General features: G+C 71.0%; 24 protein-coding genes. 16 read left to right on the top strand and 8 right to left on the bottom strand.

Annotated features, from left to right (window positions below; genetic code table 11):
* The first annotated feature begins 173 nt into the window (after window positions 1-173).
* Complete coding sequence (locus tag ABKA17_RS07940) at window positions 174-2,006, top strand: glycoside hydrolase family 20 protein (protein WP_353691174.1); 1,833 nt, start codon at window positions 174-176, stop codon at window positions 2,004-2,006.
* 14 nt (window positions 2,007-2,020) lie between these two features.
* Window positions 2,021-3,565: an alpha-L-fucosidase gene (locus tag ABKA17_RS07935; protein ID WP_353691173.1), complete on the top strand. Its 1,545-nt coding sequence runs from the start codon at window positions 2,021-2,023 to the stop codon at window positions 3,563-3,565.
* Between the two features lie 90 nt (window positions 3,566-3,655).
* Here ABKA17_RS07935 and ABKA17_RS07930 read toward each other — a convergent pair whose 3' ends face one another.
* Window positions 3,656-4,678 (bottom strand): alpha/beta hydrolase family protein, encoded by a 1,023-nt coding sequence (locus tag ABKA17_RS07930; protein ID WP_353691172.1) that lies wholly within the window; start codon window positions 4,676-4,678, stop codon window positions 3,656-3,658.
* Window positions 4,679-4,803: 125 nt separating this feature from the next.
* Here ABKA17_RS07930 and ABKA17_RS07925 point away from each other — a divergent pair, with 125 nt between their 5' ends.
* Window positions 4,804-5,943 carry a winged helix DNA-binding domain-containing protein gene (locus ABKA17_RS07925; protein ID WP_353691171.1) on the top strand — a complete coding sequence of 380 codons (1,140 nt, stop codon included), beginning with the start codon at window positions 4,804-4,806 and terminating at the stop codon, window positions 5,941-5,943.
* A gap of 8 nt (window positions 5,944-5,951) precedes the next feature.
* Here the strand turns inward: ABKA17_RS07925 and ABKA17_RS07920 are convergent, their stop codons facing one another.
* Complete coding sequence (locus tag ABKA17_RS07920; RefSeq protein ID WP_353691170.1) at window positions 5,952-6,653, bottom strand: FadR/GntR family transcriptional regulator; 702 nt, start codon at window positions 6,651-6,653, stop codon at window positions 5,952-5,954.
* 170 nt (window positions 6,654-6,823) lie between these two features.
* Between ABKA17_RS07920 and ABKA17_RS07915 the strand changes: the two genes are divergently transcribed.
* From ABKA17_RS07915 to ABKA17_RS07880, 8 genes are read left to right on the top strand one after another with little or no spacing between them, the layout of a single operon-like run.
* On the top strand, window positions 6,824-7,900 hold the full coding sequence (locus ABKA17_RS07915; RefSeq protein ID WP_353691169.1) for a sugar ABC transporter substrate-binding protein: 1,077 nt from the start codon (window positions 6,824-6,826) through the stop codon (window positions 7,898-7,900).
* Window positions 7,897-9,390: a sugar ABC transporter ATP-binding protein gene (locus ABKA17_RS07910; protein ID WP_353691168.1), complete on the top strand. Its 1,494-nt coding sequence runs from the start codon at window positions 7,897-7,899 to the stop codon at window positions 9,388-9,390. Before ABKA17_RS07915 ends, ABKA17_RS07910 begins: the two co-directional genes overlap by 4 nt.
* Window positions 9,383-10,408 (top strand): ABC transporter permease, encoded by a 1,026-nt coding sequence (locus ABKA17_RS07905; RefSeq protein ID WP_353691167.1) that lies wholly within the window; start codon window positions 9,383-9,385, stop codon window positions 10,406-10,408. The genes ABKA17_RS07910 and ABKA17_RS07905 overlap by 8 nt, the downstream gene beginning before the upstream one ends.
* Before the next feature lie 36 nt (window positions 10,409-10,444).
* Window positions 10,445-11,833, top strand: a complete 1,389-nt coding sequence (locus ABKA17_RS07900; RefSeq protein WP_353691166.1) for an L-fuconate dehydratase — start codon at window positions 10,445-10,447, stop codon at window positions 11,831-11,833.
* Window positions 11,830-12,585 carry an SDR family NAD(P)-dependent oxidoreductase gene (locus ABKA17_RS07895; RefSeq protein WP_353691165.1) on the top strand — a complete coding sequence of 252 codons (756 nt, stop codon included), beginning with the start codon at window positions 11,830-11,832 and terminating at the stop codon, window positions 12,583-12,585. The genes ABKA17_RS07900 and ABKA17_RS07895 overlap by 4 nt, the downstream gene beginning before the upstream one ends.
* Entirely contained in the window at window positions 12,582-13,529 is a 948-nt protein-coding gene (locus tag ABKA17_RS07890; RefSeq protein WP_353691164.1) for an aldo/keto reductase, read from the top strand. Before ABKA17_RS07895 ends, ABKA17_RS07890 begins: the two co-directional genes overlap by 4 nt.
* Window positions 13,526-13,840, top strand: coding sequence for an L-rhamnose mutarotase (locus ABKA17_RS07885; RefSeq protein ID WP_353691163.1), 315 nt, complete (start codon window positions 13,526-13,528; stop codon window positions 13,838-13,840). Before ABKA17_RS07890 ends, ABKA17_RS07885 begins: the two co-directional genes overlap by 4 nt.
* On the top strand, window positions 13,837-14,655 hold the full coding sequence (locus ABKA17_RS07880) for an amidohydrolase family protein (protein WP_353691162.1): 819 nt from the start codon (window positions 13,837-13,839) through the stop codon (window positions 14,653-14,655). Before ABKA17_RS07885 ends, ABKA17_RS07880 begins: the two co-directional genes overlap by 4 nt.
* Here the strand turns inward: ABKA17_RS07880 and ABKA17_RS07875 are convergent.
* Entirely contained in the window at window positions 14,643-16,067 is a 1,425-nt protein-coding gene (locus ABKA17_RS07875) for a lipase maturation factor family protein (protein WP_353691161.1), read from the bottom strand. The two genes, ABKA17_RS07880 and ABKA17_RS07875, sit on opposite strands and share 13 nt — an antisense overlap.
* 136 nt (window positions 16,068-16,203) lie before the next feature.
* Here ABKA17_RS07875 and ABKA17_RS07870 point away from each other — a divergent pair, with 136 nt between their 5' ends.
* The 3 genes from ABKA17_RS07870 (at window position 16,204) to ABKA17_RS07860 (ending at window position 20,521) form a co-directional block, all read left to right on the top strand.
* Entirely contained in the window at window positions 16,204-17,445 is a 1,242-nt protein-coding gene (locus ABKA17_RS07870; protein WP_353691160.1) for a DUF6777 domain-containing protein, read from the top strand.
* 57 nt (window positions 17,446-17,502) lie between these two features.
* Window positions 17,503-19,593 (top strand): SpoIIE family protein phosphatase, encoded by a 2,091-nt coding sequence (locus ABKA17_RS07865; protein ID WP_353691159.1) that lies wholly within the window; start codon window positions 17,503-17,505, stop codon window positions 19,591-19,593.
* Between the two features lie 64 nt (window positions 19,594-19,657).
* Window positions 19,658-20,521 (top strand): Fpg/Nei family DNA glycosylase, encoded by an 864-nt coding sequence (locus ABKA17_RS07860; protein WP_353691158.1) that lies wholly within the window; start codon window positions 19,658-19,660, stop codon window positions 20,519-20,521.
* Here ABKA17_RS07860 and ABKA17_RS07855 read toward each other — a convergent pair.
* From ABKA17_RS07855 to ABKA17_RS07840, 4 genes are all read right to left on the bottom strand, one after another.
* Window positions 20,514-21,377, bottom strand: coding sequence for a hypothetical protein (locus tag ABKA17_RS07855; protein ID WP_353691157.1), 864 nt, complete (start codon window positions 21,375-21,377; stop codon window positions 20,514-20,516). The genes ABKA17_RS07860 and ABKA17_RS07855 overlap by 8 nt on opposite strands.
* A 64-nt stretch (window positions 21,378-21,441) precedes the next feature.
* A complete protein-coding gene (locus ABKA17_RS07850) occupies window positions 21,442-22,095 on the bottom strand; it encodes a zf-HC2 domain-containing protein (RefSeq protein WP_353691156.1) in 654 nt (217 codons plus the stop codon).
* 171 nt (window positions 22,096-22,266) lie between these two features.
* Window positions 22,267-22,782, bottom strand: a complete 516-nt coding sequence (locus ABKA17_RS07845) for a hypothetical protein (protein WP_353691155.1) — start codon at window positions 22,780-22,782, stop codon at window positions 22,267-22,269.
* Between the two features lie 135 nt (window positions 22,783-22,917).
* Window positions 22,918-23,466 (bottom strand): sigma-70 family RNA polymerase sigma factor, encoded by a 549-nt coding sequence (locus tag ABKA17_RS07840; RefSeq protein ID WP_353691609.1) that lies wholly within the window; start codon window positions 23,464-23,466, stop codon window positions 22,918-22,920.
* A 203-nt stretch (window positions 23,467-23,669) separates the two neighbouring features.
* Between ABKA17_RS07840 and ABKA17_RS07835 the strand changes: the two genes are divergently transcribed.
* A complete protein-coding gene (locus ABKA17_RS07835; protein ID WP_353691154.1) occupies window positions 23,670-24,827 on the top strand; it encodes a CapA family protein in 1,158 nt (385 codons plus the stop codon).
* 1 nt (window position 24,828) lies between these two features.
* Here the strand turns inward: ABKA17_RS07835 and ABKA17_RS07830 are convergent, their stop codons facing one another.
* On the bottom strand, window positions 24,829-25,350 hold the full coding sequence (locus tag ABKA17_RS07830) for a MarR family winged helix-turn-helix transcriptional regulator (RefSeq protein WP_502994186.1): 522 nt from the start codon (window positions 25,348-25,350) through the stop codon (window positions 24,829-24,831).
* Window positions 25,351-25,399: 49 nt separating this feature from the next.
* Here ABKA17_RS07830 and ABKA17_RS07825 point away from each other — a divergent pair, with 49 nt between their 5' ends.
* The gene (locus ABKA17_RS07825; RefSeq protein ID WP_353691152.1) at window positions 25,400-26,215 is read left to right on the top strand and encodes an alpha/beta fold hydrolase; all 816 of its coding nucleotides are present in this window, start codon (window positions 25,400-25,402) and stop codon (window positions 26,213-26,215) included.
* The last annotated feature ends 1 nt before the right edge of the window (window position 26,216 follow it).

Genomic DNA, 26,216 nt, shown 5'->3' with positions numbered 1-26,216 from the left:
GGGGCGGAGTCCCGCCTTGGACATTCGCGCCGGTGTTCTTGGACTTTTCGCGACCGGGCATCCGAAGAAGCCCAGGTCATCCGATCAATGGCTCAACTCGGCTGACTTCTCGTCCCATTGACAGTCCCTGAGGGTCGCCCAATCATCAGTCATCCGATGAATGGGAGTCGCTCGTGAGAACGTTTCCGAGACGTCAGATCCTGGGCGTCGCCGCCGCACTGGCCCTGCTCCTGGCGCCGGTCCCCGCGGTCGCCCAGGAGGAGACCCGGCCGCCGGTCACGGTGCCCGCACTGGGCAACTGGACTCCGGAATCCGGCCGTTACGACTTCGGACCCGGTGCCCGCCTCGTGGCGGACGGTCCGGGCGAGCGCAGGGTCGCCGACACCCTTGCCGACGATCTGCGGGAGGCCGGCCACGGCAGCTTGCCGGTCGTCCGGGGCGCGGCGCGCGCCGGGGACATCGTTGTCGACATCCAGCCGTCCCGGAAGTCGCTCGGAGCCGAGGGCTACGAACTCCGGTCCGGAAAGCGGCTGTCGGTGACCGGAGCCACCGAGACGGGCGCCTTCTACGGCACCCGAACCCTCCTCCAGCTCCTCGCCCAGGACGACAGGATCCCCGCCGGACGCACGGTCGACGTGCCGCGCTACAAGGAACGCGGCGTCGGCGTCTGCGCCTGCTACATCCACATCTCCCTGCCCTGGCTGGAGAACCTCGTCCGGGAGATGGCGTACAACAAGCTCAACCAGCTGCTCCTCGAACTGAAGGTGAAGAGCGACGCCCACCCCGAGGCCAACACCTGGGGCTACTACACCAAGGACGAGATACGCCAGCTGGTCGCCCTCGGCGAGAAGTACCACGTCGAGATCATCCCGGAGATCAACTCCCCGGGACACATGGACCCGTGGATCGAGAACCGCCCTGACCTCCAGCTCACCGACTCCGACGGCAACAAGCAGCCCTCCCGGCTCGACATCACCCGGCCCGCGGCCTTCGACTACTACACCGGCCTGATCGACGAGTACGCACAGGTCTTCAAGGCCCCCGCCTGGCACATGGGCGCCGACGAGTACATGCTCGGCTCCGACTTCGCCAAGTACCCGCAGATCCTCAAGTACGCCCAGGACAGATACGGTTCGGGCGCCACCCCGCAGGACGCGTTCATCGACTTCGTCAACCGCGTCCACACCTACGCGGTGGGCAAGGGCAAGAAGCTGCGCATCTGGAACGACGGACTCACCGGCGCCAACACCGTCCCGGTGGCGGCCGGTACGACGGTCGAGCACTGGCTCAACGTGGCGGTGAAGCCCAGTCAGATCCTCGCGCAGGGCTATCCGTTGACGAACGCGGCCTACGCCCTCTACCTCGTGCGCGGCGGCTTCCACAGCGACACCAAGGCGCTGTACGACCAGAGTTGGGACCCCCGCAGCTTCGAGGGCGAGAAGCTGACCTCGTCCCAGGGCATCACCGGCGCGAAGATCAGTCTCTGGCCCGACAACGGGCGCGGCGAGACCGAGAACGAGGTCGCCGTACGCCTCTGGCCCGCCCTGCGCCACCTCGCCCAGGCCACCTGGGGCGACCCGCACCCGGACGCCACCTACGCCGAGTTCACCGCGCGCGGCACGGCTGTCGGGCACGCGCCGGGATGGCGGGACCTGACCAGGCCGGCGGTGACGGACGGGACGTACACCTTCCAGGCGGACGGCGTGTCCTTCGACGCCGACGTGGCGCGCACACCGGACGGCTATGTGACCCTGCGCGGCCCGGCCGGCTGCCTCGCCGTGAGCGGCGGCAAGCTCACGCTCAACGTGCCGCTCCAGCCGGGCGTCGAGGCCACCTGGGACAGCTGCGCCGCCGCGAACACGCTGCAACGCTGGGAGTTGCGGCCCGCCGGGGACGGATACCGCCTCGTCAACGCCATCACGCAGATGGCGATGAGCGTGACGAACGGCCGGATCACGCAGTACCCGCCCGACCAGCACCCGCCCGCCGTATGGCGATTGACCTGAGGAGCCCCACCTCCATGACCGTCTCCAGACGCACCTTCGTCGCCGGCTCGGTCTCCGCGTTCCTCGCGACCGGCCTCGCCTCGACCTCCGCCGCCGGCACCCCCCTGCCGGCCGAACCCGCCTACCGCATCCCCGTGAGCCCCGACGACACGGCCGAGGACCTGGTGCGCAAGGCGTCCCAAGTCCGGCCCACGCCACGGCAGATCGCCTGGCAGGCTCTGGAGCGCACCGCGTTCCTGCACTTCGGCGTCAACACCTTCACCGGCCTGGAATGGGGGACGGGGGACGAGGACCCGGACGTCTTCCAGCCCGCCGGCCTGGACACCGACCAGTGGGCCAGGGCCCTGCGCGACGGCGGCTTCAAGCTGGCCATCCTCACCCTCAAGCACCACGACGGCTTCGTGCTCTACCCCTCCCGCTACTCCAACCACACTGTCGCCGCGAGCAGTTGGCGCGAAGGCCAGGGCGACGTACTGCGTTCCTTCGCCGACTCCATGAGACGGCACGGCATCAAGGTCGGCGTCTACATCTCGCCCGCCGACGAGAACCAGTACCTCGACGGCGTCTACGCCAACGGCAGCGCCCGCTCCACGCGGACCATCCCCACCCTCGTCGAGGGAGACGACCGCACACCCGCGCGGACGTACACGCTGGACGCCACCGACTACGGCGCCCACATGCTCAACCAGCTCTACGAGGTCCTCACCGAGTACGGTCCGGTCGACGAGGTGTGGTTCGACGGCGCCCAGGGTCGCATCCCGCCGGACAAGGTGGAGAGCTACGACTGGGACAGCTGGTACGCGTTGGTACGGGCGCTCGCGCCGGACGCGGCGATCGCCGTCACCGGCCCCGACCTGCGCTGGGTCGGCAACGAGAGCGGGCTGGCACGCGAGGACGAGTGGAGTGTCGTCCCCGTGAAGGAGAACCAGTACGGACGCACCGACTGGGCGCTGTCCTACGACACCCCCGACCAGGGCAGCCGTGCCGCGCTGGTGCGGGCCCAGCCCAGCACCGACTACCTCCAGTGGTGGCCGGCGGAGTGCGATGTGTCCATCCGGGACGGCTGGTTCTACCACGCCGACCAACAACCCAAGAGCGTGGACCAGTTGACGGACATCTACTTCGGTTCCGTCGGGCGCAACTCGGTGCTCCTGCTCAACATCCCGCCGGACACCGACGGGTTGCTGCCCGCAGCGGACGTGACCCGGTTGCGCGAGTTCCGGGAACGTATCGACCGGGAGCTGCCCGAGGACCTCGCGCGCGACGCCCGTACGACCGTCTCGCCGGGCAGGGTCACCGTCGACCTGGGTACCGAACGCGAGGTGGACCGGTTCCGGCTGGCCGAGGACATCGCGCACGGTCAGCAGGTGGAGAGCTTCGTGGTGGAGGCGCAGCGCGGCGGGGTCTGGACGGAGGTGACCCGGGCGGGGACGGTCGGGGCGAGCCGGATCCTGCTGCTGCCGGCTCCGGTGCGGGCGCGGCGGTGGCGGGTACGGGTCACCGGGTCCCGGAGCACCGTGCGGATCGCCCGGTTCGGCATGTACAGATCGAGGCTGTGAGGGTACTCGGGCAGCGCGGTCACCAGGGCGTCGGCGACCTGGTGACCGCCCGTTCACGCCGGCAGTTCGCCTCACCCGTCCCCGTCTTCATCACCGCAGATGCCGGGCGAAGAACTCCATCGTGGCGTCCATGGAGGCCGGCCACTGCGGGTAGAACGTGTGCCCCTCGCCCCGGTACCTGCGCAGCTCGACGCTCTTGCCGGCCTCGGTGAACGCGGCGGCCGTCCGCTCCGACCAGGCGATCGGGCAGGTGTCGTCCGCGGTGCCGTGGTGGATCAGCAGCGGCTCGGTCACCCGGTCCACATAGGTACGGGGCGAGACCTCCCGCCAGAACGTCGGATTCCGCTCCGGGGTGCCGTACGCGGCGTCGATCTCGGCGACGAGCGGATCGCCCTCGGGACGCTGGAAGTGGTCGATGTTCTCGTCGGGGCGCGAGCTGACCGGCGCGAAGACGACCGCCGCGTCGAACAGGCCCGGCGCCACGACCAGCGTGTTGTAGACCACGCCACCGCCCATCGACCGGCCGAGCAGACCGAGCCGGTCGCGGTCGATCTCCGGGCGCCCGGAGTCGCGCAGCGCCAGCGCGGCACCGATGACGTCCTCGGTGTAGCCGAGGCGCAGGTTCAGGTCGTTGTCCGGGTCGTCGTCCGAGGCCGCGTGGTTGCGGTAGTCGGTGTGCAGGACGACGTAACCGTTACGGGCCAGCAGATCCTGCTCCCGGGCGAGCCCCCGGCCGGTCGTGTACACGTCCGGGTCGATGTATCCGTGCGCCAGCACCAGCGCGGGGAAAGGGCCCTTGCCCCGCGGGATGTTCATGAGCCCGGAGATCGTCAGCCCGTCGGACTCGTACGTCACCCGGTAGCTCGTATAGGCCTCGGTGCGGGCGAGGACGGTGCCGAGACGGAGGTCGGAGCCCTGGTGCTTCTTGTTCATCAGGGCGGGGAGGGAGACCGGGTGGACGGGTTTCCTGGTCGGTGAAGGACTGGGCCGGGCCGAGGGCGAGGTCTCCTTCGGTGTCGGCGCGGGCGCGGGGTCGTCACCGCCTCCGGTGCAGCCGATCGCGACGACCAGCGTCAGCCCGGCGGCGGCACAGGCCGTTCGCCATGACCGCATGCCCTCCAGTATCTCCCGGACGGCCGGATTCAGGTGCCCGAGGAGCGGGGCGGCGGCCGGGCGGCGGTGCGGCCGCGGCCGTTCGAGCTGGTGACCCCGCGGTCGCAGCGGGCACAATCCGGGGCGTGACGATCACCGCGCGAGAACTCAACCGGGCCACCCTCGCCCGCCAGCTACTGTTGCGCCGGGAGCCGTCAGGGGTCGCCGAAGCGGTCCGGCGGCTCCTCGCGCTCCAGGCGCAGCAGCCCGCCTCGCCGTATCTCGCGCTGTGGAACCGGATCGAGGGCTTCGACCCGGCCGACCTGGACACCGCCTTCGCCGACCGCACCCTGGTGAAGGCGACCCTGCTCCGGATCACGCTGCACGCGGTCCACGCCGACGACTACCGCACGGTCCGGGAGGCGATGCGGCCGACGCTGTACGCCTCCCGGCTCGGGTATCGCTACGCCGCCGCCGGACTCACCCCGGCCGACGCGGCCGAACTGGAGCCGGGACTGCTGGAGTTCGCCGACCGGCCCCGGTCCAACGGCGAGCTGACGGCGTGGCTCGCGGAACGGGTGGGCGAGGAGCGCAAGGACGGAGCGTGGTGGGGGCTGCGGTCGTACACGCCGCTGGTGCATGTGCCGACCGGCGGGCCGTGGTCCTTCGAGTACGCGCCGGCGTACGTCGCGGCGCCCGAGGGACGGTTCACCGGCGAACCACCGTCGGACGAGGAGGCGTTGCAGACCCTCACCCTGCGGTACCTCGCCGCGTTCGGCCCCGCCTCGATCGCGGACGTCGCCCAGTTCGCCACCGTCGGACGGGCACGAGCCCGGACGGCCCTGCGCGCACTGGGCGAGGCGGTGGAGGAACTGGCGGGAGAGGGCGGCACGACGCTGTACGACGTCCCGGGCGCCCCGCGGCCCGCCGCCGACACCCCGGCGCCACCCCGTCTGATGGCGATGTGGGACAGCGTGCTCCTCGCCCACCACGACCGGAGCCGACTGATCCCGCCCGACTACCGCAAGCTCGTGATCCGCACCAACGGCGACGTGCTGCCGACGCTCCTGGTCGACGGATACGTGGCCGGCGTCTGGCGGCCGGTCGAGGGCGGCATCGAGGCGACGGCGTTCCACGAGCTGCCGGACGAGACATGGGACGGTCTGGGGCGGGAGGCCCGTGAGCTCGCCGGGCTGCTCGCGGACCGGGAGCCGAACGTGTACAGCCGCTACGGCCACTGGTGGAACAAGCTGCCGGAGTCGGACGTGCGGACGCTGCCCGCCTAGCTGCCCGTCTAGCCGGCCAGTTGGGCTCGCAGCCACTGTTCCACTTCGCCCACATGCGCGGCCGCCGCGGCCCGTGCCGCCTCCGGGTCGCGTGCCACCAGTGCCCGGTGGATCGCGGCGTGCTCCCGGCGTGTCCGCTCGAAGGCGCCCTCCTCCTGGTAGCCGCGCCAGACCCGGGCGCGGAAGGTGCGGGAGGAGAGGCCGTCGAGGATGGCCGCCATGGTGTCGTTGCCGGCGGCCGCCACGATCTCGCGGTGGAAGGCGAGGTCGTGAGCGAGGATCTCCTCGGGATCGTCCGTGGCGTTCATCGCGGTCAGGTGCTTCTCCACCTCGGCCAGCTGGTCCGGGGTGATCCGCGCCGCGGCCAGGGCCGTCGCCGTGGACTCCAGGATGCGCCGCACCTCCAGGAGCTCCACCAGACGCGGGCCCCGGGACAGATCGGCGACGACACCGAACGTCTCCAGCAGGTCCCCGGCCTCGAGCTGCGTGACGTAGATCCCCGATCCGTGCCGGGCCTCCAGCACGCCCAGCACGGTGAGGGCGCGGATCGCCTCCCGCATCGAGCTGCGGGAGATGCCGAGCTGGGCCGCGAGGTCCCGTTCGGTGGGCAGTCGCTGGCCCGGCTCCAGGCGCCTTTCGCCGATCATCGCCTTGATCTGCTCGATGGCGCGCTGCGTCACGGTGCCCTTCTGCGGGGCTGTCTCGTCCACGCCGTTCCTCCACTCACCGCTCACCGGGTGGCCGAAGTCTAGCCACGGATGTGGTCCGACCAATACGGCCGGAAGTCGGGGAGATTCGCCGCTGGAGGGTGTTCTCCCGGGGGAGTGGTCTGATAAGTATGCGGGCATCTGCTCGAACACGCTCAATGAGGAGCCTTCGAATGCCGGTCAGGACAGTGGGGAAGCGCAGCAGGTTCCGGACGGTCGCAGTGGTGGCGTTGGGCGCTGCCGCCTCGCTCGCGCTCACCGCGTGCGGGAGCACCAAGGACAGCGCCGGCTCGGCCGGCGGCGGGAGCGGGGACGGCACCGGGAAGGTCGGGGTGATCCTGCCCCTGCTCACCTCGCCGTTCTGGCAGTCGTACAACGACTACGTCCCGAAGACGGCGAAGTCCGAGGGCGTGGACGCGCTGAAGACGGTCAACTCCAACAGCGACCCCTCGCAGCAGATCACCGACATCAACAACCAGCTCAACCAGGGCGTCGAGGGCCTGGTCGTCGCCCCGCTCGACAGCGCGGCCATCGAGGCCGGCCTCGACCAGGCCGAACGCAAGGGCGTGCCCGTGGTCGCCGTCGACGTGGCGCCCGACAAGGGCAAGGTCGCCATGGTCGTCCGGGCGAACAACGTGGCCTACGGCGAGAAGGCCTGCGACTACCTCGGCAAGAACATCACCAGCGGCAAGGTCGTACAGATCATGGGCGACCTCGCCTCGGTCAACGGCCGTGACCGCTCGGAGGCGTTCCGCGCCTGTGTGAAGAAGAACTTCCCCAAGCTGAAGGTGCTGGAGATCCCCGCCAAGTGGGAGTCCGACACCGCCGCCTCCAAGCTGGACACCCTCCTCAACGCCAACCCCGACATCAAGGGCATCTACATGCAGGCCGGCGGCGTCTACCTCGCCCCGACCCTCCAGACCCTGAAGTCCAAGGGGATGCTCAAGAAGGTCGGCGAGTCCGGCCACATCGCGATCGTCTCCAACGACGGCATCCCGCAGGAGTACGACGCCATCCGCAAGGGCGAGATCGACGCCACCGTCTCCCAGCCCGCCGACCTCTACGCCAAGTACGGCATGTACTACATCAAGGCGGCGATGCAGGGGAAGACCTTCAAGCCCGGCCCGACCGACCACGGCTCCACGATCGTCAAGCTGCCCAGCGGCATCCTCGAGGACCAGCTCCCGGCACCGCTGGTCACCAAGGAGAACGTCGACGACCCCGAGCTGTGGGGCAACACCGTCAAATGACCACGGCACTCGTTGAAGCGCACGGCATCGTCAAGCGCTACGGCCCCACCACCGCCCTCGCCGACGGCAGGCTGACCGTCCTGCCCGGCGAGTCCCACGCCCTCGTCGGCCGCAACGGCGCCGGCAAGTCGACCCTGGTCACCGTGCTCACCGGCCTCCAGGCACCCGACGAGGGCGAGGTCCGCTTCGACGGCGAGCCCGCACCCGTGCTCGCCGACCGGGACGCCTGGCGCCGCAAGGTCGCCTGCGTGTACCAGAAGCCGACCGTCGTCCCCGAACTCACCGTCGCCGAGAACCTGTTCATCAACCGGCAGCCCCTCCAGGGCCGTTTCATCAGCTGGCGCAGACTGCGGACCGAGGCCGCCGAACTCCTCGACACCTGGGACGTGCGCGTCGACCCGGAGGCGCGCACCGCCGACCTCAAGGTCGAGGACCGCCAAATGGTCGAGATCGCCCGGGCGTTGAGCTTCGGCGCCCGCTTCATCGTCCTCGACGAGCCGACCGCACAGCTCGACAACCGGGAGATCGAGCGGCTCTTCACCCGCATGCGGTCCCTCCAGGAGTCCGGCGTCACCTTCCTGTTCATCTCGCACCACCTCCAGGAGGTCTACGAGGTCTGCCAGACCGTCACCGTCCTCAGGGACGCCCGCTGGATCACCACGGCTCCCGTTGCCGAGCTCCCGCGCGCCGCGCTCGTGGAGGCGATGGCGGGCGAGGCGATCGCCGAACAGGCGGTACGCGAAAGGGGTGTCGACGACAGCGCGCCCGTCCTCCTGGACGCCCGCGCACTCACCTCCGACGCCTACGAGAACATCGACCTCACCGTCCGTCGCGGCGAGGTCGTCGGGCTCGCCGGCACCAGCGGCAGCGGCAAGATCGAGCTCGCCGAGTCCTTCACGGGACTGCACACACCGACGAGCGGCACGGCCCAACTGGACGGTGAGCGGCTGCCGTTCGGGGATGTGCGCAAGGCGCTGGAGGCCGGGGTCGGGTGTGTGCCGCGCGACCGGCACGGACAGGGCCTGGTGTTCGGGATGAGCATCGGCGACAACGCCACGATGACCGTCCTCGACCGGCTCGGCCGCCTCGGGTTCGTCGGCACCGACCGCAGACGAACCGTCGCCACCGCGCTGATCGAGCGGCTCGACATCCACACCGAGGGCCCGGAACAGCCCGTCTCCGACCTCTCCGGCGGCAACGCCCAGAAGGTCGTGATGGCCCGCGCCCTCGCCTCCGCTCCCCGCCTCCTCGTCCTCATCAACCCCACCGCGGGCGTCGACGTGAAGTCCAAGGAGTCCCTCCTTGCCCATGTGGACGACGCCCGCGAGGACGGCACCGCGGTACTCGTCGTCTCCGACGAACTCGACGACCTGCGGCGCTGCGACCGCGTCCTCGTCCTCTTCCACGGCCGCGTGGTCGCCGAACACCCGGCGGGCTGGCACGACCACGAGCTGATCGCCTCCATCGAAGGAGTGGACCACCATGGCTGACACCAAGGCTCCGCCGATGAAGCCGGTGAGCGTGCCCGACACTCGGTCCGCGAGGGCGGTGCTGCTCCGTCGGGCCCGTGAACTCGCCCTTCTGCCTGCCCTGTTGGTGGTCATCGTGATCGGGGCGTTCGTCAACGACTCGTTCCTCACCGAGGCCAACATCATCACCATTCTCGGTTCGTCGGCCGCGCTCGCGATGGTCGTCCTGGCCGAGGCGCTCGTCCTCATCACCGGCAAGTTCGACCTGTCCCTGGAGTCGGTGGTCGGTATCGCCCCCGCGATCGGCGCCCTGCTGGTGCTCCCCGCCGCCAAAGCCGGTTTCGGCACCGAGCTGCCCACCCCGCTGGCCATGCTGGCGATCCTGCTCGTGGGCGCGGCGGTCGGGCTGTTCAACGGCCTCCTCGTGGTCAAGCTGCGGCTGAACGCCTTCATCGTCACCCTCGCGATGCTGATCATCCTGCGCGGTGTCCTGGTCGGAGCGACCAAGGGCAAGACCCTCTTCGACATGCCCGATGCCTTCTTCTCCATGGCCACCACGACGTTCCTGCGCGTCCCGGTGTCCGCGTGGATCGCCGCCCTGGCCTTCGCCGTGGTGGGCGGCGTCCTGCGGTACCACCGCCTGGGCCGTGCGCTGTACGCCATCGGCGGCAACGCCGAGGCGGCGCGAGCAGCCGGTATCCGAGTGGAGCGCGTCATGCTCGGCGTGTTCATCACCGCAGGCCTGCTCGCGGCGGTCGGTGGCATCATGCGGACGGGCTATGTCGGGGCCATCAACGCCAACCAGGGCCAGAACATGATCTTCACCGTGTTCGCGGCCGCGGTGATCGGAGGCATCAGCCTCGACGGCGGCAAGGGCACCATGTTCGGCGCGCTGACCGGCGTACTCCTGCTCGGCACCGTCGACAACATGCTCACCCTGGCGCAGGTTCAGCCGTACTGGATCCAGGCCATCTACGGCGGAATCATCCTGGTCGCCCTCATGATCGCCCGTATGACCACAGGTCGGGCCCAGGACTGATCCACCGTCAACTCGCCCCCGACCGAGAGGCCCTCCGTGTCCCCGACCCCCGTTCGTGTCACCGCGGTCGACACCTACGACATCCGCTTCCCGACCTCGCGCGAGCTCGACGGCTCCGACGCGATGAACCCGGACCCCGACTACTCGGCCGCGTACGTCGTCCTGCGCACCGACGCCGCCGACGGGCACGAGGGGCACGGATTCAGCTTCACCATCGGGCGGGGCAACGAGGTCCAGGTGGCCGCCATCCACGCGCTCAGACACCATGTGGTCGGACGGTCCGTCGACGAGCTGTGCGCCGACCCGGGGACCCTCAACCGCGACCTGATCGGCGACAGCCAGCTGCGCTGGCTCGGCCCCGAGAAGGGCGTGATGCACATGGCGATCGGCGCCGTCATGAACGCCGTATGGGACCTGGCGGCCAAGCGCGCCGACAAACCGCTGTGGCGGCTCCTCGCCGACGCCGACCCCGAGTGGCTGGTCGCGCAGATCGACTTCCGCTACCTCACCGACGCCCTCACCCCCGGGGAGGCCCTGGAGATCCTCCGCAAGGGCCGGGAAGGCGCCGAGGAACGCACGGCCGGACTGCTGGAGCGCGGCTACCCCGCCTACACGACCTCCCCCGGCTGGCTCGGCTACAGCGACGACAAGCTGACCCGGCTCGCCAACGAGGCCGTCGCCGAGGGCTTCCGGCAGATCAAGCTGAAGGTCGGCGCGGACCTGGAGGACGACGTACGGCGCTGCCGGGTGGCCCGCGCCGTCGTCGGACCGGACGTCCGGATCGCCATCGACGCCAACCAGCGCTGGGACGTCGACGAGGCCATCCGCTGGACCAAGGCGCTGGCCGGATTCGACCCGTACTGGATAGAGGAACCCACCAGCCCCGACGACATCCTCGGCCACGCCGCGATCCGCGAGGCCGTCGCCCCGGTGAAGGTGGCCACCGGCGAACACGTCCAGAACCGGGTCGTCTTCAAACAGCTCCTCCAGGCCGGCGCCCTCGACGTCGTCCAGATCGACGCGGCCCGCGTCGGCGGCGTCCACGAGAACCTCGCCATCCTGCTGCTCGCCGCCAAGTTCGGCGTACCGGTCTGCCCGCACGCGGGCGGGGTCGGGCTGTGCGAACTCGTCCAGCACCTGTCGATGTTCGACTACGTGGCGGTCACCGGCACCACCGAGGACCGGGTCATCGAGTACGTCGACCATCTGCACGACCACTTCCTTGATCCGGTGGTGATCAGGGAAGGTCATTACACGGCACCGAGCGCACCGGGCTTCTCGGCCGCCATGAAGGCCGAGTCGATCGCGCGGTACACCTTCCCGGACGGTGCCTTCTGGGCCGCCGACCTCGCCGAGCAGAAGAGCACGCAGCGGACCGAGCAGCAGAGCAAACAGCAGATCGAACAGAAGGGACAGGCCGTATGAGCGACTTCGAGGGTCTCAAGGCGCTGGTGACGGGGGGTGCCTCCGGTATCGGACGGGCCACCGCGGAACTCCTGGCCGCCCGCGGCGCCCGGGTCGCCGTCCTCGACCTGGACCCCTCGTCGGTGCAGAAGCCGCTCCTCGCCTTCAAGGCCGACGTCACCGACGACGCCTCGGTGCGCGAGGCGGTCGCCGCGGCCGTCGCCGAGCTCGGCGGACTCGACGTCCTGGTCAACAACGCGGGCATCGGCGCCCAGGGCACCGTCGAGGACAACGACGACGCCGAGTGGCACCGGGTCATGGACGTCAACGTCGTCGGCATGGTCCGCGTCTCCCGCGCCGCCCTGCCGCACCTGCGGGACTCGGACCACGCGGCCATCGTCAACACCTGCTCCATCGGCGCCACGGCAGGCCTCCCGCAACGCGCCCTGTACTGCGCGTCCAAGGGTGCCGTGTACTCCCTGACCCTCGCGATGGCCGCCGACCACGTCCGCGAGGGCATCCGCGTCAACTGCGTCAACCCGGGCACCGCCGACACGCCCTGGATCGGCCGTCTCCTCGACAAGGCCCCCGACCCCGCCGCCGAGCGCGCCGCCCTGGAGGCCCGCCAACCCACCGGCCGCCTGGTCTCCGCCGACGAGGTCGCCGGTGCCGTCGCCTACCTGGCGAGCCCGCTCTCCGGCGCCACCACCGGCACCTCGCTGGCCGTCGACGGCGGCATGCAGGGCCTGCGGCTGCGCCCGGCGGGCCGATGAGCACGCCCCGCGGACTCGGCTTCGGGGCCGCCGGCATCGCCGGCCTGTTCACCGAGGTCACCGAGGAGCAGGCGCGCGCGGCGGTGGACGCCGCCTGGCAGCGCGGCATCCGCTACTACGACACCGCGCCCCACTACGGCCTCGGCCTGTCCGAACGCCGCCTCGGCGCGGCCCTGCGCGACCGTCCGCGCGACGAGTACGTGATCTCGACGAAGGTCGGCCGCCGCCTGGAACCGCACACCGGCGGCGGGGACGACCTGGCCAACGGCTTCGCCGTGCCCGCCACCCACCGCCGCGTCTGGGACTTCACCGCCGACGGCGTACGCCGCACCCTGGAGGCCGGTCTGGAACGGCTAGGCCTGGACCGCGTCGACGTCGTCTACCTGCACGACCCCGACGACCACGCCGAAGAGGCCTTCCGGGAGGGCTACCCGGCGCTGGAGAAGCTCCGCTCGGAAGGCGTGGTCGGCGCGATCGGCGCCGGCATGAACCAGACCGCGATGCTCACCCGGTTCGTCCGCGACACCGACGTCGACGTGGTGCTGTGCGCAGGCCGCTACACGCTGCTGGACCACAGCGCGCTGACGGATCTGCTGCCCGCGGCCGTCGAGCGCGGCGTCTCGGTGGTGATCGGCGGCGCCTTCAACTCCGGTCTGCTGGCGGACCCGAGACCGGGAGCGACGTACAACTATGCCCAGGCGCCGACGGAGTTGCTGGAGCGGGCCCTGCGCATGAAGGAGATCGCCGAGCGGCACGGCATCACCCTGCGGGCCGCCGCCCTGGCCTTCTGCGCGGCCCACCCGGCGGTGACCAGCGTCCTGGTCGGGGCCCGCTCGGCGGCCGAAGTCCACGACTGCGCCGACCAGTTCGCGACGCCGGTACCCGCCGCCTGCTGGCAGGAGCTGCGGGACGCCGGACTCCTGAGCACCGAGGAGCCGTCATGAGAGTCGCCCTGCACACCAAAGTCCGCGCCGACCGGATCGCCGAGTACGACGCCGCCCACCGCGAGGTCCCCAAGGAGCTCACCGACGCGATCAGCGCAGCCGGAGCCACCTCCTGGACGATCTGGCGCAGCGGCACCGACCTGTTCCACGTCCTGGAGTGCGAGGACTACGCCCGCCTCCTGGCCGAGTTGGAGAAGCTCCCGGTCAACGTGGCCTGGCAGGCCCGGATGGCCGAACTCCTCGATGTGGTGCACGACTACTCCGACGGGGGCGCGGCCGCCGGGCTGCCCGTGGTGTGGGAGCTGCCGTGACGATCGACGCCCACCACCACGTCTGGGACCTGTCGGTCCGCGACCAGGACTGGATCCCCGAAGGCAGCCCGATCCGGCGGGACTTCACGGTGGCGGACCTCGCCCCCGAGGCGGCCGCCGCCGGAGTCGACCGGACGGTACTCGTCCAGACGGTCACCGTCGCCGAGGAGACCCCGGAGTTCCTGGCCCTCGCCGCCGACCACGACCTCGTCGCGGGCGTGGTCGGCTGGACCGACCTCACCCGCCCCGACACCGCCGACGAACTGGCCCGACTGAAGTCGCTGCCCGGCGGACGGTTCCTCAAGAGCGTCCGGCACCAGGTCCAGGGCGAACCCGACCCCGAGTGGCTGCTGCGGGCGGACGTACGCCGGGGCCTCACCGCCGTGGCCGAGGCCGGTCTGGTCTACGACCTCGTCGTCCTGCCCCACCAGCTGCCCGCCTGCGCCAAGGCGGCCGCGGCCCTGCCCGAACTCACCTTCGTCCTGGACCACTTGGGCAAGCCCCCCATCGCCTCCGGCGCCCGCGAACCCTGGGCCACCGACCTGCGCGCCCTCGCCGCGCACCCCAACACCGTCTGCAAGCTCTCCGGCATGGTCACCGAGGCCGACCCGGCCGGCTGGACGGTCGACGACCTGCGCCCGTACGCGGACACCGTCCTTACGGCCTTCGGCCCGGACCGGCTGATGTTCGGCTCGGACTGGCCGGTGTGCACGACGACGGCCGGCTACGCCGAAGTCCTCGACATCGCACATCAGTTGGTGGGTGCGGACACCCGGATCTTCGAGACCACCGCCCTGCGCGTCTACGACCTCTGAGTCGCGCCCGCCAGCCTGGTCGGCGGCAGATACTCCCGCACCAGGGCCCGCTCCCAGCACGCGCCCGTCTCGCGCAGCTCGCGCCAACTCGTGTACCGGTAGCGGAAGAGACGGGCGCGGACGTACCGGGGCGGGGCGTCGGGCGGGAACGGCGAGCTGCGCAGCAGCCGCAGCGTGGCGCGGTCGCCCTCCAGGAGCCGCTCCACGAAGGTGCCGAACCACGAGCCGGCGTAGGAGGGCGACAGAGCGGCGAACCACATCAGCCAGTCCAGGCGCAGGTGGTACGGGGCGAACTGCCGTGGCCAGCGCCGGGGATCACCGGGCTTGCCCCTGAACTCGTACTCCCGCCAGTCGGAGTCCTCGCGCGGCACGTCGTCGGCCGTGCCCTCGACCACCACCTCGTACCGGAACCGGCTGACGCTGCCGAACGCCCCGTAGGTGTTGACCATATGCAGGGGGTCGAAGGAGCGGTTCATGATCTGGCGGCGGGAGACCATGTTCGCGACCGGGTGGTAGCTGAGGTACCCGATCAGGACGCAGACGGCCAGGACCACGACCTCGTACCAGAGGGGGGCGTCGGGCACCCGGGACGGCGGATCGCCCGGCAGCTCCAGGGCCGGGACGGCCAGCACGATCGTGATCCAGTTCAGCCAGGAGAAGTTGCCCGACAGCACCAGCCACAGCTGGGTCACGATCATCAGCGACGCGGCCGCCGTGGCGATCGGCTGCGGGGTGAACAGCAGTACGGGGACCACGAGTTGGGTGACGTGGTTGGCGGCCACCTCGACCCGGTGCAGCGGCCGGGGGAGATGGTGGAAGAACCAGCTCAGCGGGCCCGGCATCGGCTGGGTCTCATGGTGGTAGTCGAGGCACGTCAGCTTCCGCCAGCAGGCGTCGCCGCGCATCTTGATCAGCCCGGCGCCGAACTCCACCCGGAACAGGATCCACCGCAGCAGGAACAGCACCAGGATCGGCGGAGCCACCTCGTCGTTGCCGAGGAACACGGCGAGGAAGCCGACCTCCAGCAACAGGGACTCCCAGCCGAAGCCGTACCAGGTCTGGCCCACGTTGACGATCGACAGATACAGCGCCCACGGCACCAGCCACAGCACCATGGCGCCCCACAGCGGCAGTCGCGAGTCCAGCCCCGCGAGCAGCGCCGCCGACACCGCGCAGCCCGACCAGGCACACGCCGCGAAGAAGCGGTCCGAGTAGTGCAGTTGGAACAGGCTCGGCGCCGCCCTGAAGGGCACCCGCTCGACGTACCGGGGGATCGGCAGCATGCCCCGGGAGCCGAGCAGCGCGCGGAACTGAAGGGCCGCCGTCAGGAACGCGACCAGGTACACACCGGCCAGGGCCCGCTGGAAGACCAGCCGACTCAGCCAGTAGTCGGGTGCGGTGAACCAGTCCACGGCCAAGTGCTCCTCCCTGCCATTGTCGCGCCGGAAGCCGGAGTCACGCTGCGTGTACCGCGCCTCCGCTTGCGTAACCCAAGTGAGTGAAGCAGACAATAGTGACGAACTGCCCGGCATGAGGCGGGAGAACACGGTGCGTACACCCACCGGGACCTTCGTCACGGCCTGCGCGCTCTCGGCGGCACTGATCGTCGCAGGCTGCGCCGGCTCCGGTGACCAGGGCGCGAGAGCCGGCGGAGAAGTCTTCCTCCAGCCGGCCGCGGCCCAGGGACCCGACCCCTTCACGGACTCCACGGCGACCTCGAAGGCCGCGCTCGCGTCCGTCACCCGAACGCAGCAATCGGCACGGCCGGGCCCGCGGTCGATCTCCGGCGGGACACCCGGCCTGTACGGCGGCACGGCCGGGTCCGGCAGCTGTGACGTGAACCGGCAGATCGGCCACCTCGCCGCGGACCGTGACCGAGGGCGGGCCTTCGCGCGGGTCGCGGGGATCCCGCGGAGCTCGATCCCGTCGTATCTGCGCTCCCTGACGTCTGTCGTGCTGCGCGCGGACACCCAGGTCACCAACCACGGCTACCGGGACGGGCGTGCCACCGGCCATCAGTCCGTGCTCCAGGCCGGCACCGCCGTCCTCGTCGACAACCGGGGCGTGCCCCGGGTCCGCTGCGCGTGCGGCAACCCGCTGACGCCCGCGGGGGCGGCTAGCTCGGGAGGTGCGAGCGGGCGGCCGTGGACCGGGTACCGGCACGGGCAGGTCGTCGTGGTGACCCCGGCGCCCACCGTGGTCACCCACCTCACGATCATCGACATCGTCGACAACACCTGGATCGAGCGGCGGTGCGGACACGACACCCGGCACGACCAGGTCGTACGGCCCACGGCTCCGGTGGCACCGACACAGCCACAGACACAGCCCCAGCCACCGACACAGGCCGAGACGCCGGCACCGGACGGGACAACGCCGTCGGGTCCCGCCGAGAGCGCCGAGAGTGCCGCACCGAGCGACTCCGGCACGATCCCGGACCTCATCGACAGCGCGTCCCCGGGCGCCTCCACGACCGGCGAGAGTCCCACCCCGGACCGCCTCACCCCCGACTGTGTGACCCCGACCGTCACGGTCACCCCCGGCGTCCCCACGACCGGGACGCCCACCGCCGAGGAGGACCCCGCCTGTCCCGCCGCCACGATCACGGCGACGCCTCCCGACGGGCCGACGGTCCAGAACCCCTCGGACACCTGGGAGGAGATCGGCCCCGAGACCGTCCCGGACACCCCCGACCTGCCCGACGGCGGCGGCCTGATCCCGGACGTTCCGGACGAGCCGAGGACCACCGGCAGCATCTTCGACAGCCCCACCGACGTACGGGAGAGCTGACGTCTTCGACCGGTCCCACCAGTCGAAGAATCGGCCAAACCCTGGCAAGGTGGCCCCATGGTTGATCGGGGAGCGAGCGCCCTGTCACTCCCGGACGACTGGCCCGCCCACCCGGACCCGATCCTGGCGCTCAACCGCATGGGCAGCTTCGACTGGGACCTGGACACCGGTCTGTTCCACATGGACGCCCAGGCCCACGAGGTCTTCGACCTGCGCCCCGACGAATACGACGGCCACCCCGAGACCCTCGCGATCCGGGTCCCGGCCCCGGAGGCGTACCGGCTGGACGGCCTGGTCTCCCAGGCCATGAAGGACGGCAGCGAGAACTACGGCACCTACTTCCGCATCCGCTGCCGTAACGGCTCGCTGCGCTGGACCCACACCCAGGGCTACATCCGGCGCGACGAGACCGGCCGGCCGCGCCGGATCGTCGGCATCGTCCGCGACGCCACCCAGGAGCTCGACGACCTCAGAACCCGCCGGGAGCAGGCCGGCCAGGACGCCGCCCGGCAGGAACAGACCAACGTCGTCCAGCTCACCACGGCCGCCCTCGCCCACGCCCGGACCGTCGACGACGTCATCGACGTCCTCAAGGACACCCACGGACTGACCCACCTCGGCGCCACCAGCCTGGTCATGGGCCTGGTCGAGGCCGGCCGCATCAGACTGGTCGCCGAGGGCCCCGCGGGCAGCTTCGTCCCCGGCACCGACGTCACCCGCATCGACGAGCCGTACCCCATGAGCGAGGTCGTGCGCACCCTGACCCCGCGCTTCATCGAGTCACCGGAGGAGTTCGCGCGGGGCTACCCGATGCTGTGGCCGCACATCACCGACCTCGACATCACCTCGGCGGCCTACCTCCCGCTGATCGCCCAGGCCAGACCCATCGGCGCCATGGGCCTGCTCTACAGCGACCGGCGCGGCTTCTCCCCCGAGGACCGCAACGTCCTCGTCGCCCTCGGCTCCAGCATCGCCCAGAGCCTCCAGCGCGCGATGTTCTACGAGCAGGAGAAGGACCTCGCCACCGGCCTCCAGCAGGCCATGCTGCCCCGCACCATCCCCAGCGTGCGCGGCGCCGACGTCGCCGTCCGCTACCGCTCGGCGTCCCTGGGACGGGACATCGGCGGCGACTGGTACGACCTCATCCCGCTGCCCGGCGGCCGGGTCGGCGCCGTCATCGGCGACGTCCAGGGCCACGACACCCACGCCGCCGCCGTCATGGGCCAGCTGCGGATCGTGCTGCGCGCCTACGCCGCCGAGGGCCACACCCCCGCCACCGTGATGGCCCGCGCCTCCGTCTTCCTGCACGAACTGGACACCGACCGCTTCGCGACCTGCCTGTACGCCGAGGCGGACCTGGCCACCGGGGTCGTCCAGGTCGTCCGGGCCGGCCATATCGACCCGCTGGTGCGACAGGCCGACGGCAGCTGCCGGCGCGTCCCCGTCGAGGGCGGGCTGCCGCTCGGGCTGTCCGCCGAGTTCGGTCGCCTGGAGTACCCCGTCGGCACGGTCGAGCTCGACCCCGGGAACACCCTGCTGCTGTGCACCGACGGCCTCGTCGAGCAGCCCGGCGCCGACCTCGACGACGGCATGCAGACCCTCACCGCGCTCATCGCCACCGGCCCCGCCGACGTCCGCGACCTCGCCGACCTGCTCATCGACGTGGCCGAGGAACGCGGCGGCGACGACGACGTGGCCCTGCTCCTGCTGCGCCGCCGGGGCCTGGACGCCCCGCAGTCCGGCGGCCGGCTCCAGCAGCACGTCGCCTCGGGCGACCCGGAGGCGCTGGCGGAGGCCCGGCACATGATCCGCGCGGCGGTCCGCGCCTGGGGCGCCCGGGACCGGGCCGACGAGATCGAGCTGGTCGCCGACGAGCTGATCACCAACGCCCTCATGCACACCGAGGGCGCTGCCATCGTCACCCTGCGGGTGCTGGCCGGCTCCGACCGGCGGCTCCGGGTCGAGGTCGAGGACTCCTCCAGCGCCCTTCCCCGCCGCCGGGAGGCGGGGGAGTCGGGGGTCTCGGGGCGCGGTCTGCTCCTCGTCGACCTGCTGACGGACGTGTGGGGCGTGGAGGCGCGGGGCGGCGGCAAGTGCGTGTGGTGCGAGTTCCTGGTGCCGGAGCGCAGCGGTGCGGATCCGAGCTGAGCCGAGTTCGAGCTGGAGCCGAGCTGGAGCTGAGCACTCCTGTCACCGGTGGCACTCTGGACGTATGCCGGAACTTCCCGAGGTCGAAGCGCTCAAGGACTTCCTCACCGAGAACCTGGTCGGCCACGAGATCGTACGGGTGCTGCCCATGGCGATCAGCGTCCTGAAGACGTACGACCCACCGGTGAGTGCCCTGGAGGATCGTGAGGTCACCGCCGTGCACCGGTACGGCAAGTTCCTCGACCTCGTCACCGACGGCGGCCCGCACCTGGTGACCCACCTGGCCCGGGCCGGCTGGCTGCACTGGAAGGACCGGCTCCCCGACGGCCCGCCCCGCCCCGGAAAGGGCCCCCTCGCGCTGCGCGTGGCCCTGGAGACGGGCGCCGGCTTCGACCTGACGGAGGCGGGCACGCAGAAGCGGCTCGCGGTGTACGTCGTGGGGGACCCGCAGGACGTCCCCGGCGTGGCCCGGCTCGGCCCCGACCCGCTCGCGGCCGACTTCGACGAGGCCCGGTTCGCGGAGCTGCTGGCCGGGGAGCGCCGCCAGATCAAGGGCGCGCTGCGCGACCAGTCCCTGATCGCCGGGGTGGGCAACGCCTACAGCGACGAGATCCTGCACGTGGCGAAGATGTCCCCCTTCAAACTGGCCGCGTCGCTCACCCCCGAGGAGACGGCACGGCTGTACGAGGCGCTGCGCACCACCCTGAGCGAGGCGGTCGAGCGCTCCCGCGGAGTGGCGGCCGGGCGGCTGAAGGCCGAGAAGAAGAGCGGGCTGCGGGTGCACGGCCGCACCGGAGAGCCCTGCCCCGTGTGCGGCGACACCGTCCGCGAGGTCTCCTTCAGCGACTCCTCCCTCCAGTACTGCCCGACCTGCCAGACCGGCGGCAAACCGCTGGCGGACCGCAGGATGTCGAAGCTGCTCAAGTGACGTGGCGCCCCTGCGGCACCGGCGCGCCCGCGAAGGCGTCCAGCAGCACCCGGTCGCCGAGCGGGCTCTCCAGCTTCACGGTGACCTTCCTGCTCAGCAGGTTGGAGGTGCAGGAGCCGTCGCTCGTCCCGACGATCGAGGCGGACAGCACCACGCTGCCGTCCGTCTCCAGCACATGCACCCTGGGGCCGTCGTCGCAGGCCCCGTGGTAGGCGTCGACGGTGACGGACCGGCCGTCCTCGCTCACCGAGGAGAGCCCGGCGAGGTCCATGAGGTCGTCGGAGGTGTCCCCGGCGGGCTTGATGGGCGGTTCGGGAAGCTGCGAGGCCGCGAGGGCGACCCGCTTGAGCGGGGTGTCGTATCCCTTCAGGGTGAACAGCCAGGCGGGGACGGTGGCCGGCCCACGGCTGGTGAGGAGGCTCGCCTCGCCGAGCTTCACCGCGGTCACGGTCAGCCGCGGCCCGTCGCCCTCGTTGCCGGAGACACCGCGGAACGCCTCGTCCGGGGCCATCAGGGGCAGGCTCAGCGCGCCGCCGCCCTCCCATGTCACCTTGCCCTTCTGCGGTGACCCGGTGGGCAGTTCGGTGTCGAGGACGAGGTTGCGGTTGAGATAGGCCTCCTTGTCCTCCTCGTCGTGGAAGGCGTCCTTCGGAAGCTGGACGGTGTCCGCCAGCGGGTAGTAGCCCTGCCGCCACACCTCGGCGGCCCGAGAGCCGTCCCAGGCCTCGGCGACCTCGCGGGCGCGGGACTTGGAGTCGGTGGTCTGCGCCCGTGAGGCGGGTTCACTGCCGCACCCGACGAGGAGGACGGCGAGTGGAAGCAGCAGGGCGGCGGTGCTCGCGAGGCGTGTACGCATGTGTTCCCCCAGGACCGAACGGTTGTCGCTCCTGAGACGCCGGGACCGTGCCCCGCGTTCGCCCTCAGCCGGAGTTGAGCGTCACCAGGCGCTCCCCGTCCGTGGTGCGGACCTCGTAACGGGCGATCTGGTCGGGGTGGTAGGACGAGGCGCCGTTCATCACCAGCTCGCGGGCGTCGTGGCGGGGGACGCTCCAGGTGGTGACCGTCTCCTCGGAGCCGTCGTGGCCGACGATCACCAGGAGGCAGGTGCGGGGGCCGGCCCCGTCCTTCACCTTCAGTTCCACCTGGGTGCCCGCGGTCTCGTCCGCGGCGGTGACCTGGGCCCAGACGCCGGACCGCGCGTCGGTCGCCTCCATCTGCACGGCGTTGTCACCGCCCCGGCCGGCGACGACCACGATTCCGGGTCCGGCCACCGCGAACGCCACGGTCGCCGCGACGGCGCACAGGAACCGCCGGCGCCCGGTCCGGTGGCGTGTTCCCACCTCGGACATCAGGCGGTCCAGCATCCGGGGGCCGGGCTTGGCCAGCGGACTGACGAACTGCGGCGTCGAGCGCCGGTACAGCATCAACTGCCGGGTGATGGGGCCGAATTCGGTGACGGAAGCCGCGCACCGAGGGCACTCCATGAGGTGATCCTCGAAGCGGAAGGCATCCGCCTCGTCCAGCACGCCGAGCGCGTACGCGGCGACGTCGCGATGCCTCTCCTGGGACCTCATGCGGAATCCTCGTGCCGTTGGGTGCGGGTGGGGTTACTCCTTGCTCCCACCCGTACGCAGCGGACCGCCGAATCACTCAAGCCCCGTACAGAATCGCAACCAATAGATTCGGAGCGGCCGGGCGTGAGGATTGGTCCCGTTCGAAAAAGGTCCGGGACTCTGCGTTCGTGGCTAGAACAGGTGAATGGCGAGGTGGCCGAGCGGCAGCCCGAGCTGCCACGCCTTCGTCCACACCTGGGGCCCCTCGTCCTCCCCGATGCCCGATCCGCCGCCCGGCACCGCGTTGAGGTCCGGGGCGAGCAGTTCGGTCTCCTCCAACCATTGCCAGGCCGCCTCGGCCAGGTCCAGATCGGGTGTGGGGGCCCCGGACTCGATCGCCTCGGCGGCGAGTCCGGCCATGCGTTCGCGCACCCAGTCCTGCCAGGGCTGGTCGTAGGCCGTCAGCGACAGCCAGGTCTCCAGCTGGGAGACCACGCGGATGCCGGACAGCTCTCCGTCGGTGTCGGCCAGGAAGATGGTCAGCGCCAGGGCGTCCCGCCCGGCACGGAACTCGAAGGACGTCGGCGGCATCAGATCGCCGGTTCGCAGCAGCTCGTCGGCAATGTACTCGGCGTACAACCAGGCCATGGGGACGGTGAGTTCACCGCCACCGGCGCCGTCCGTGCTCTCTTGACCTCTGTGCAGCATCCCTTCCTGCCTTCCTCCGGTGCGTGCGCGTCGCCCGTTGCCGGGCCCCAGTCGGGAACACGGATGAAGACAGCCGATTACTCAACCATGGTCGTCAGCAAGGCACTTTACGGAGCCTTTGCCGCAACATGGGTTTCACCGCAGGTCGGCCGCATATCCCGGAAGAACCCGGCGCAGGGCGCGCAGCGCGTAGTACGCGCGGGACTTCACGGTACCGGGCGGAATCCCGAGGGCCTGCGCGGCCTCCGCCACACTCGCCCCCTGGAAGTACACGAGCACCAGGACTTCACGGTGCTCAGGAGTGAGTGTCTTCACAGCCTCGCGCACATCGAGGGCGGCCGCGGCCCGTTCGGCGTGGTCCGCGCACACCCGCGCGTTCTCCAGGATCGCGTCCCCGACCTCCGGCGGCCGCGCCTGCCGGGCCCGCCGCGCGTCGATGGCGAGCCGCCGTCCCACGGTCAGCAGCCACGGCCGTACGGACTCGAAGTCGTCGGCGCGCAGCGCCTCGGGATGCTGCCAGGCCCGTACGAGGGTCTCCTGCACGAGGTCCTCGGCGCGCTGCCGGTCTCCGTCGCACAGCCGCAGGAGCAGCGCGAAGAGAGGCCGGCCGTGCTCGCGCTGCAGCGCGGCGAGCTCGTGCTCGGCGGTCGTCGTCCCGTTCGTGAGCGTGATTCCGGCCGTCATGGCCGTATGGCATCGCAGCGTGCCGGTGAGGGACAGGGCACGTACCCGGATCTGCGGCGGACGGTCGATCGCGTCGACGAACGGTACGACGAACGGTTCCCTCCACATCGCCCATAGGACGAATGAACGTGCCCGGACCGTTTGCGGCCGCGCTCATCCTCGTACCTATTTATGCGTAAATACGATCACAGTGGGGTGAGCTGATGATTGCACGCAGACAACAGGTGGCCCTGGCCCTGATGGCCCTCCTGACCGCGGGCGCCGCCTGCCAGGCCCAGGACCAGGACCCTCCCGAACGCCCCGGCCGTCCGGCCCCGTCCGCCGACGGGCCGCGCGGCTTCACACTCGTCGCCTCCGGCGACGTCCTCCCGCACAGCTCCATCATCGACCGCGCCCGCTACGACGCGGGCGGCACCGGCTACGACTTCCGCCCGATGCTCTCGGGCGTCGAACCGCTCGTCTCCCGCGCCGATCTGGCGCTGTGTCACATGGAGACCGTCTACGGCGCCGACGGCGACTACACCGGATACCCCGCCTTCAAGTCCCCGCCCGAAGTCGCCGCAGGCCTCGCCGCCACCGGCTACGACGGCTGCTCGACCGCCTCCAACCACAGCCTCGACGACGGCGCCGACGGTGTCCGCCGCACCCTCGACGCGCTCGACCGCGAGGGCGTACGGCACGCCGGCAGCGCCCGCACCGAGGGCGAGGCGCGCACGGTCACGATCCTGCGCGCGGGCGCCGCGAAGGTCGCCCACCTCGCGTACACCTACGACACCAACGGCTACCCGCTGCCGCAGGGGCAGCCCTGGGCCGTCAACCTCATCGACGAGCAGAAGATCCTCGCGGACGCCCGCGCGGCCCGGGCGGCGGGCGCCGACGTGGTCGTGGTCTCCGTGCACTGGGGCACCGAATGGCAGGACACCCCCGACGACCGCCAGGTCGCGCTGGCGCGCTCCCTCACCGCCGCCCGCACGGACGGCCGCCCCGACATCGACCTGATCCTCGGCACCCACGCCCATGTCCCGCAGGCGTACGAGAAGGTCAACGGGACCTGGGTCATCTACGGCATGGGCGACCAGATCGCCGGCGAGATGTACAACCACCAGGGCGCCCAGGACCCGCGCGGCAACCAGTCCACCATCGGCCGCTTCACCTTCGCCCCGCCCGCGAAACCGGGCGGCCGCTGGGAGGTGCGCAAGGCCGAGTTCGTCCCGCAGCTCTTCGACGTCGACGCCGGCCGGGTGGTGAACCTCAACCAGGCGATCGCGGAGGGCGCCGAGCTGAGCTGGGTGCGCGACCGCATCCGGGAGGTGGTGCTGAGCCGGGGCGGGGCGAAGGACGGGCTGACGATGGGGGAGTAGGTCAGTCCATGTCCACATGGTCGAAGGTGCGCAGCATCTCCTTCAGCACGCGGGTGCACGCCCGTAGTTCGGCCTCGGTCAGCTCGCCGCCGCCGACCTGCCGGTTCAGGGCGTGCTCACGGGCGAGGATCGCGGTGATGACCGCCTCGCCCTCGTCGGTGATCCGGATCAGCGAGGACCGTTGATGGGCGGGGTTGGGGGTGGCCTCGACCCAGCCGCGGTCCGTCGCGTCGTTGGTCATGCGCTGGACGAACTGCCGGGTCAGCGCCATGATCCGGGCCATCTGAGGCACCGTCATGGCGCCGTACCGGTGCAGCAGGACGAGCACGGAGCGCACGCCGACGGACGCCCCCTCGATCTCCTCGCCCTGCTCCAGCTTGCGCAGCCCGCGCCGGTAGAGCGCGCCGATCAGGTCGAACACCTCGCCGACCCGGTGGCCGAGTTCGTCGGGGGGCAGTGGAGCGTCGTCGTCGTTGGCCGGGGCGTCGATGTCGTTCACCCGGACATCATGCACCGAGCTCATCATGACAACCAGGTTGTCAAAGTCGTCCGAAGATGACACCTTGGTTGTCATGACAGTTGCTTCGGAACTCAGCCGCTTCCCGTCCACCGACGGCGATCTCGCCTATCTCGACGCGGGCTCCGGCGATCTCGTGGTCCTCGTCCACGCCGGGTTCGTGGACCACCGTTTCTGGTCGGACCAGATACCGGAGCTCGCCACCGAGTACCGGGTGATCGCGCCGGACGTGCGGGGCCACGGCTTCTCGGCCAACGCGACGCGACCGTTCCGCTGGGCCGACGACCTCGCCGACCTGCTGCGCCACCTCGACGCGGGGCCCGCGGTCCTCGTCGGCCTGTCGATGGGCGGAGTGGTCGTCACCGACACCATGCTGGAGCACCCCGAACTCGTCCGTGCCGTGGTCACCTGCGGCGCCGCGACCGGCGACTTCCAGTACACCGACCCCTGGACCCGCGGGATCCAGGCCGAATACGCGCGCACGCTCGGCGCCGGTGACCTCGAGGGCTGGCTCGCCGCCTTCCTGCGGGTCCTGCCCGGCGAGCACCGCTCCCTCGACGACATGGATCCCGCGATCACGCGGCGGCTGCGGGAGATGGGCCTGCACACCCTCTCCAAGCACTCACCTGGAGAGAAGGACTGGCACGTGCGCGTGACCGACTCCTGGCCCCGTCTGGACCGCGTCGACGTCCCCCTGCTCGCCCTCAACGGCACGCTGGAGGCCCCCGGCATGACCGACGCGGCCGAACGACTCGCCGGCGCCGTCCGGAACGGCCGCGCCGTGACCATGGACGGCGTCGGCCACTACCCGAATTTGGAGAAGCCCGAGGAGTTCAACAAGATCCTTCTGGACTTCCTGCGCACCCTCTGAC

This window comes from Streptomyces sp. RG80 (assembly GCF_040446465.1).
GTDB lineage: Bacteria > Actinomycetota > Actinomycetes > Streptomycetales > Streptomycetaceae > Streptomyces.
This window is presented reverse-complemented; position numbering and strand designations above follow the sequence as displayed.

Excerpts from the sequence above, each read along its gene's own strand:
- ABKA17_RS07935 (WP_353691173.1), top strand. The coding sequence starts at position 2,021 with ATGACCGTCTCCAGACGCACCTTCGTCGCCGGCTCGGTCTCCGCGTTC.
- ABKA17_RS07930 (WP_353691172.1), bottom strand. The coding sequence starts at position 4,678 with ATGCGGTCATGGCGAACGGCCTGTGCCGCCGCCGGGCTGACGCTGGTC.
- ABKA17_RS07915 (WP_353691169.1), top strand. The coding sequence starts at position 6,824 with ATGCCGGTCAGGACAGTGGGGAAGCGCAGCAGGTTCCGGACGGTCGCA.
- ABKA17_RS07910 (WP_353691168.1), top strand. The coding sequence starts at position 7,897 with ATGACCACGGCACTCGTTGAAGCGCACGGCATCGTCAAGCGCTACGGC.
- ABKA17_RS07905 (WP_353691167.1), top strand. The coding sequence starts at position 9,383 with ATGGCTGACACCAAGGCTCCGCCGATGAAGCCGGTGAGCGTGCCCGAC.
- ABKA17_RS07895 (WP_353691165.1), top strand. The coding sequence starts at position 11,830 with ATGAGCGACTTCGAGGGTCTCAAGGCGCTGGTGACGGGGGGTGCCTCC.
- ABKA17_RS07890 (WP_353691164.1), top strand. The coding sequence starts at position 12,582 with ATGAGCACGCCCCGCGGACTCGGCTTCGGGGCCGCCGGCATCGCCGGC.
- ABKA17_RS07885 (WP_353691163.1), top strand. The coding sequence starts at position 13,526 with ATGAGAGTCGCCCTGCACACCAAAGTCCGCGCCGACCGGATCGCCGAG.
- ABKA17_RS07865 (WP_353691159.1), top strand. The coding sequence starts at position 17,503 with ATGGTTGATCGGGGAGCGAGCGCCCTGTCACTCCCGGACGACTGGCCC.
- ABKA17_RS07860 (WP_353691158.1), top strand. The coding sequence starts at position 19,658 with ATGCCGGAACTTCCCGAGGTCGAAGCGCTCAAGGACTTCCTCACCGAG.
- ABKA17_RS07855 (WP_353691157.1), bottom strand. The coding sequence starts at position 21,377 with ATGCGTACACGCCTCGCGAGCACCGCCGCCCTGCTGCTTCCACTCGCC.
- ABKA17_RS07850 (WP_353691156.1), bottom strand. The coding sequence starts at position 22,095 with ATGAGGTCCCAGGAGAGGCATCGCGACGTCGCCGCGTACGCGCTCGGC.
- ABKA17_RS07845 (WP_353691155.1), bottom strand. The coding sequence starts at position 22,782 with ATGCTGCACAGAGGTCAAGAGAGCACGGACGGCGCCGGTGGCGGTGAA.
- ABKA17_RS07840 (WP_353691609.1), bottom strand. The coding sequence starts at position 23,466 with ATGACGGCCGGAATCACGCTCACGAACGGGACGACGACCGCCGAGCAC.
- ABKA17_RS07835 (WP_353691154.1), top strand. The coding sequence starts at position 23,670 with ATGATTGCACGCAGACAACAGGTGGCCCTGGCCCTGATGGCCCTCCTG.
- ABKA17_RS07830 (WP_502994186.1), bottom strand. The coding sequence starts at position 25,350 with ATGAGCTCGGTGCATGATGTCCGGGTGAACGACATCGACGCCCCGGCC.
- ABKA17_RS07825 (WP_353691152.1), top strand. The coding sequence starts at position 25,400 with ATGACAGTTGCTTCGGAACTCAGCCGCTTCCCGTCCACCGACGGCGAT.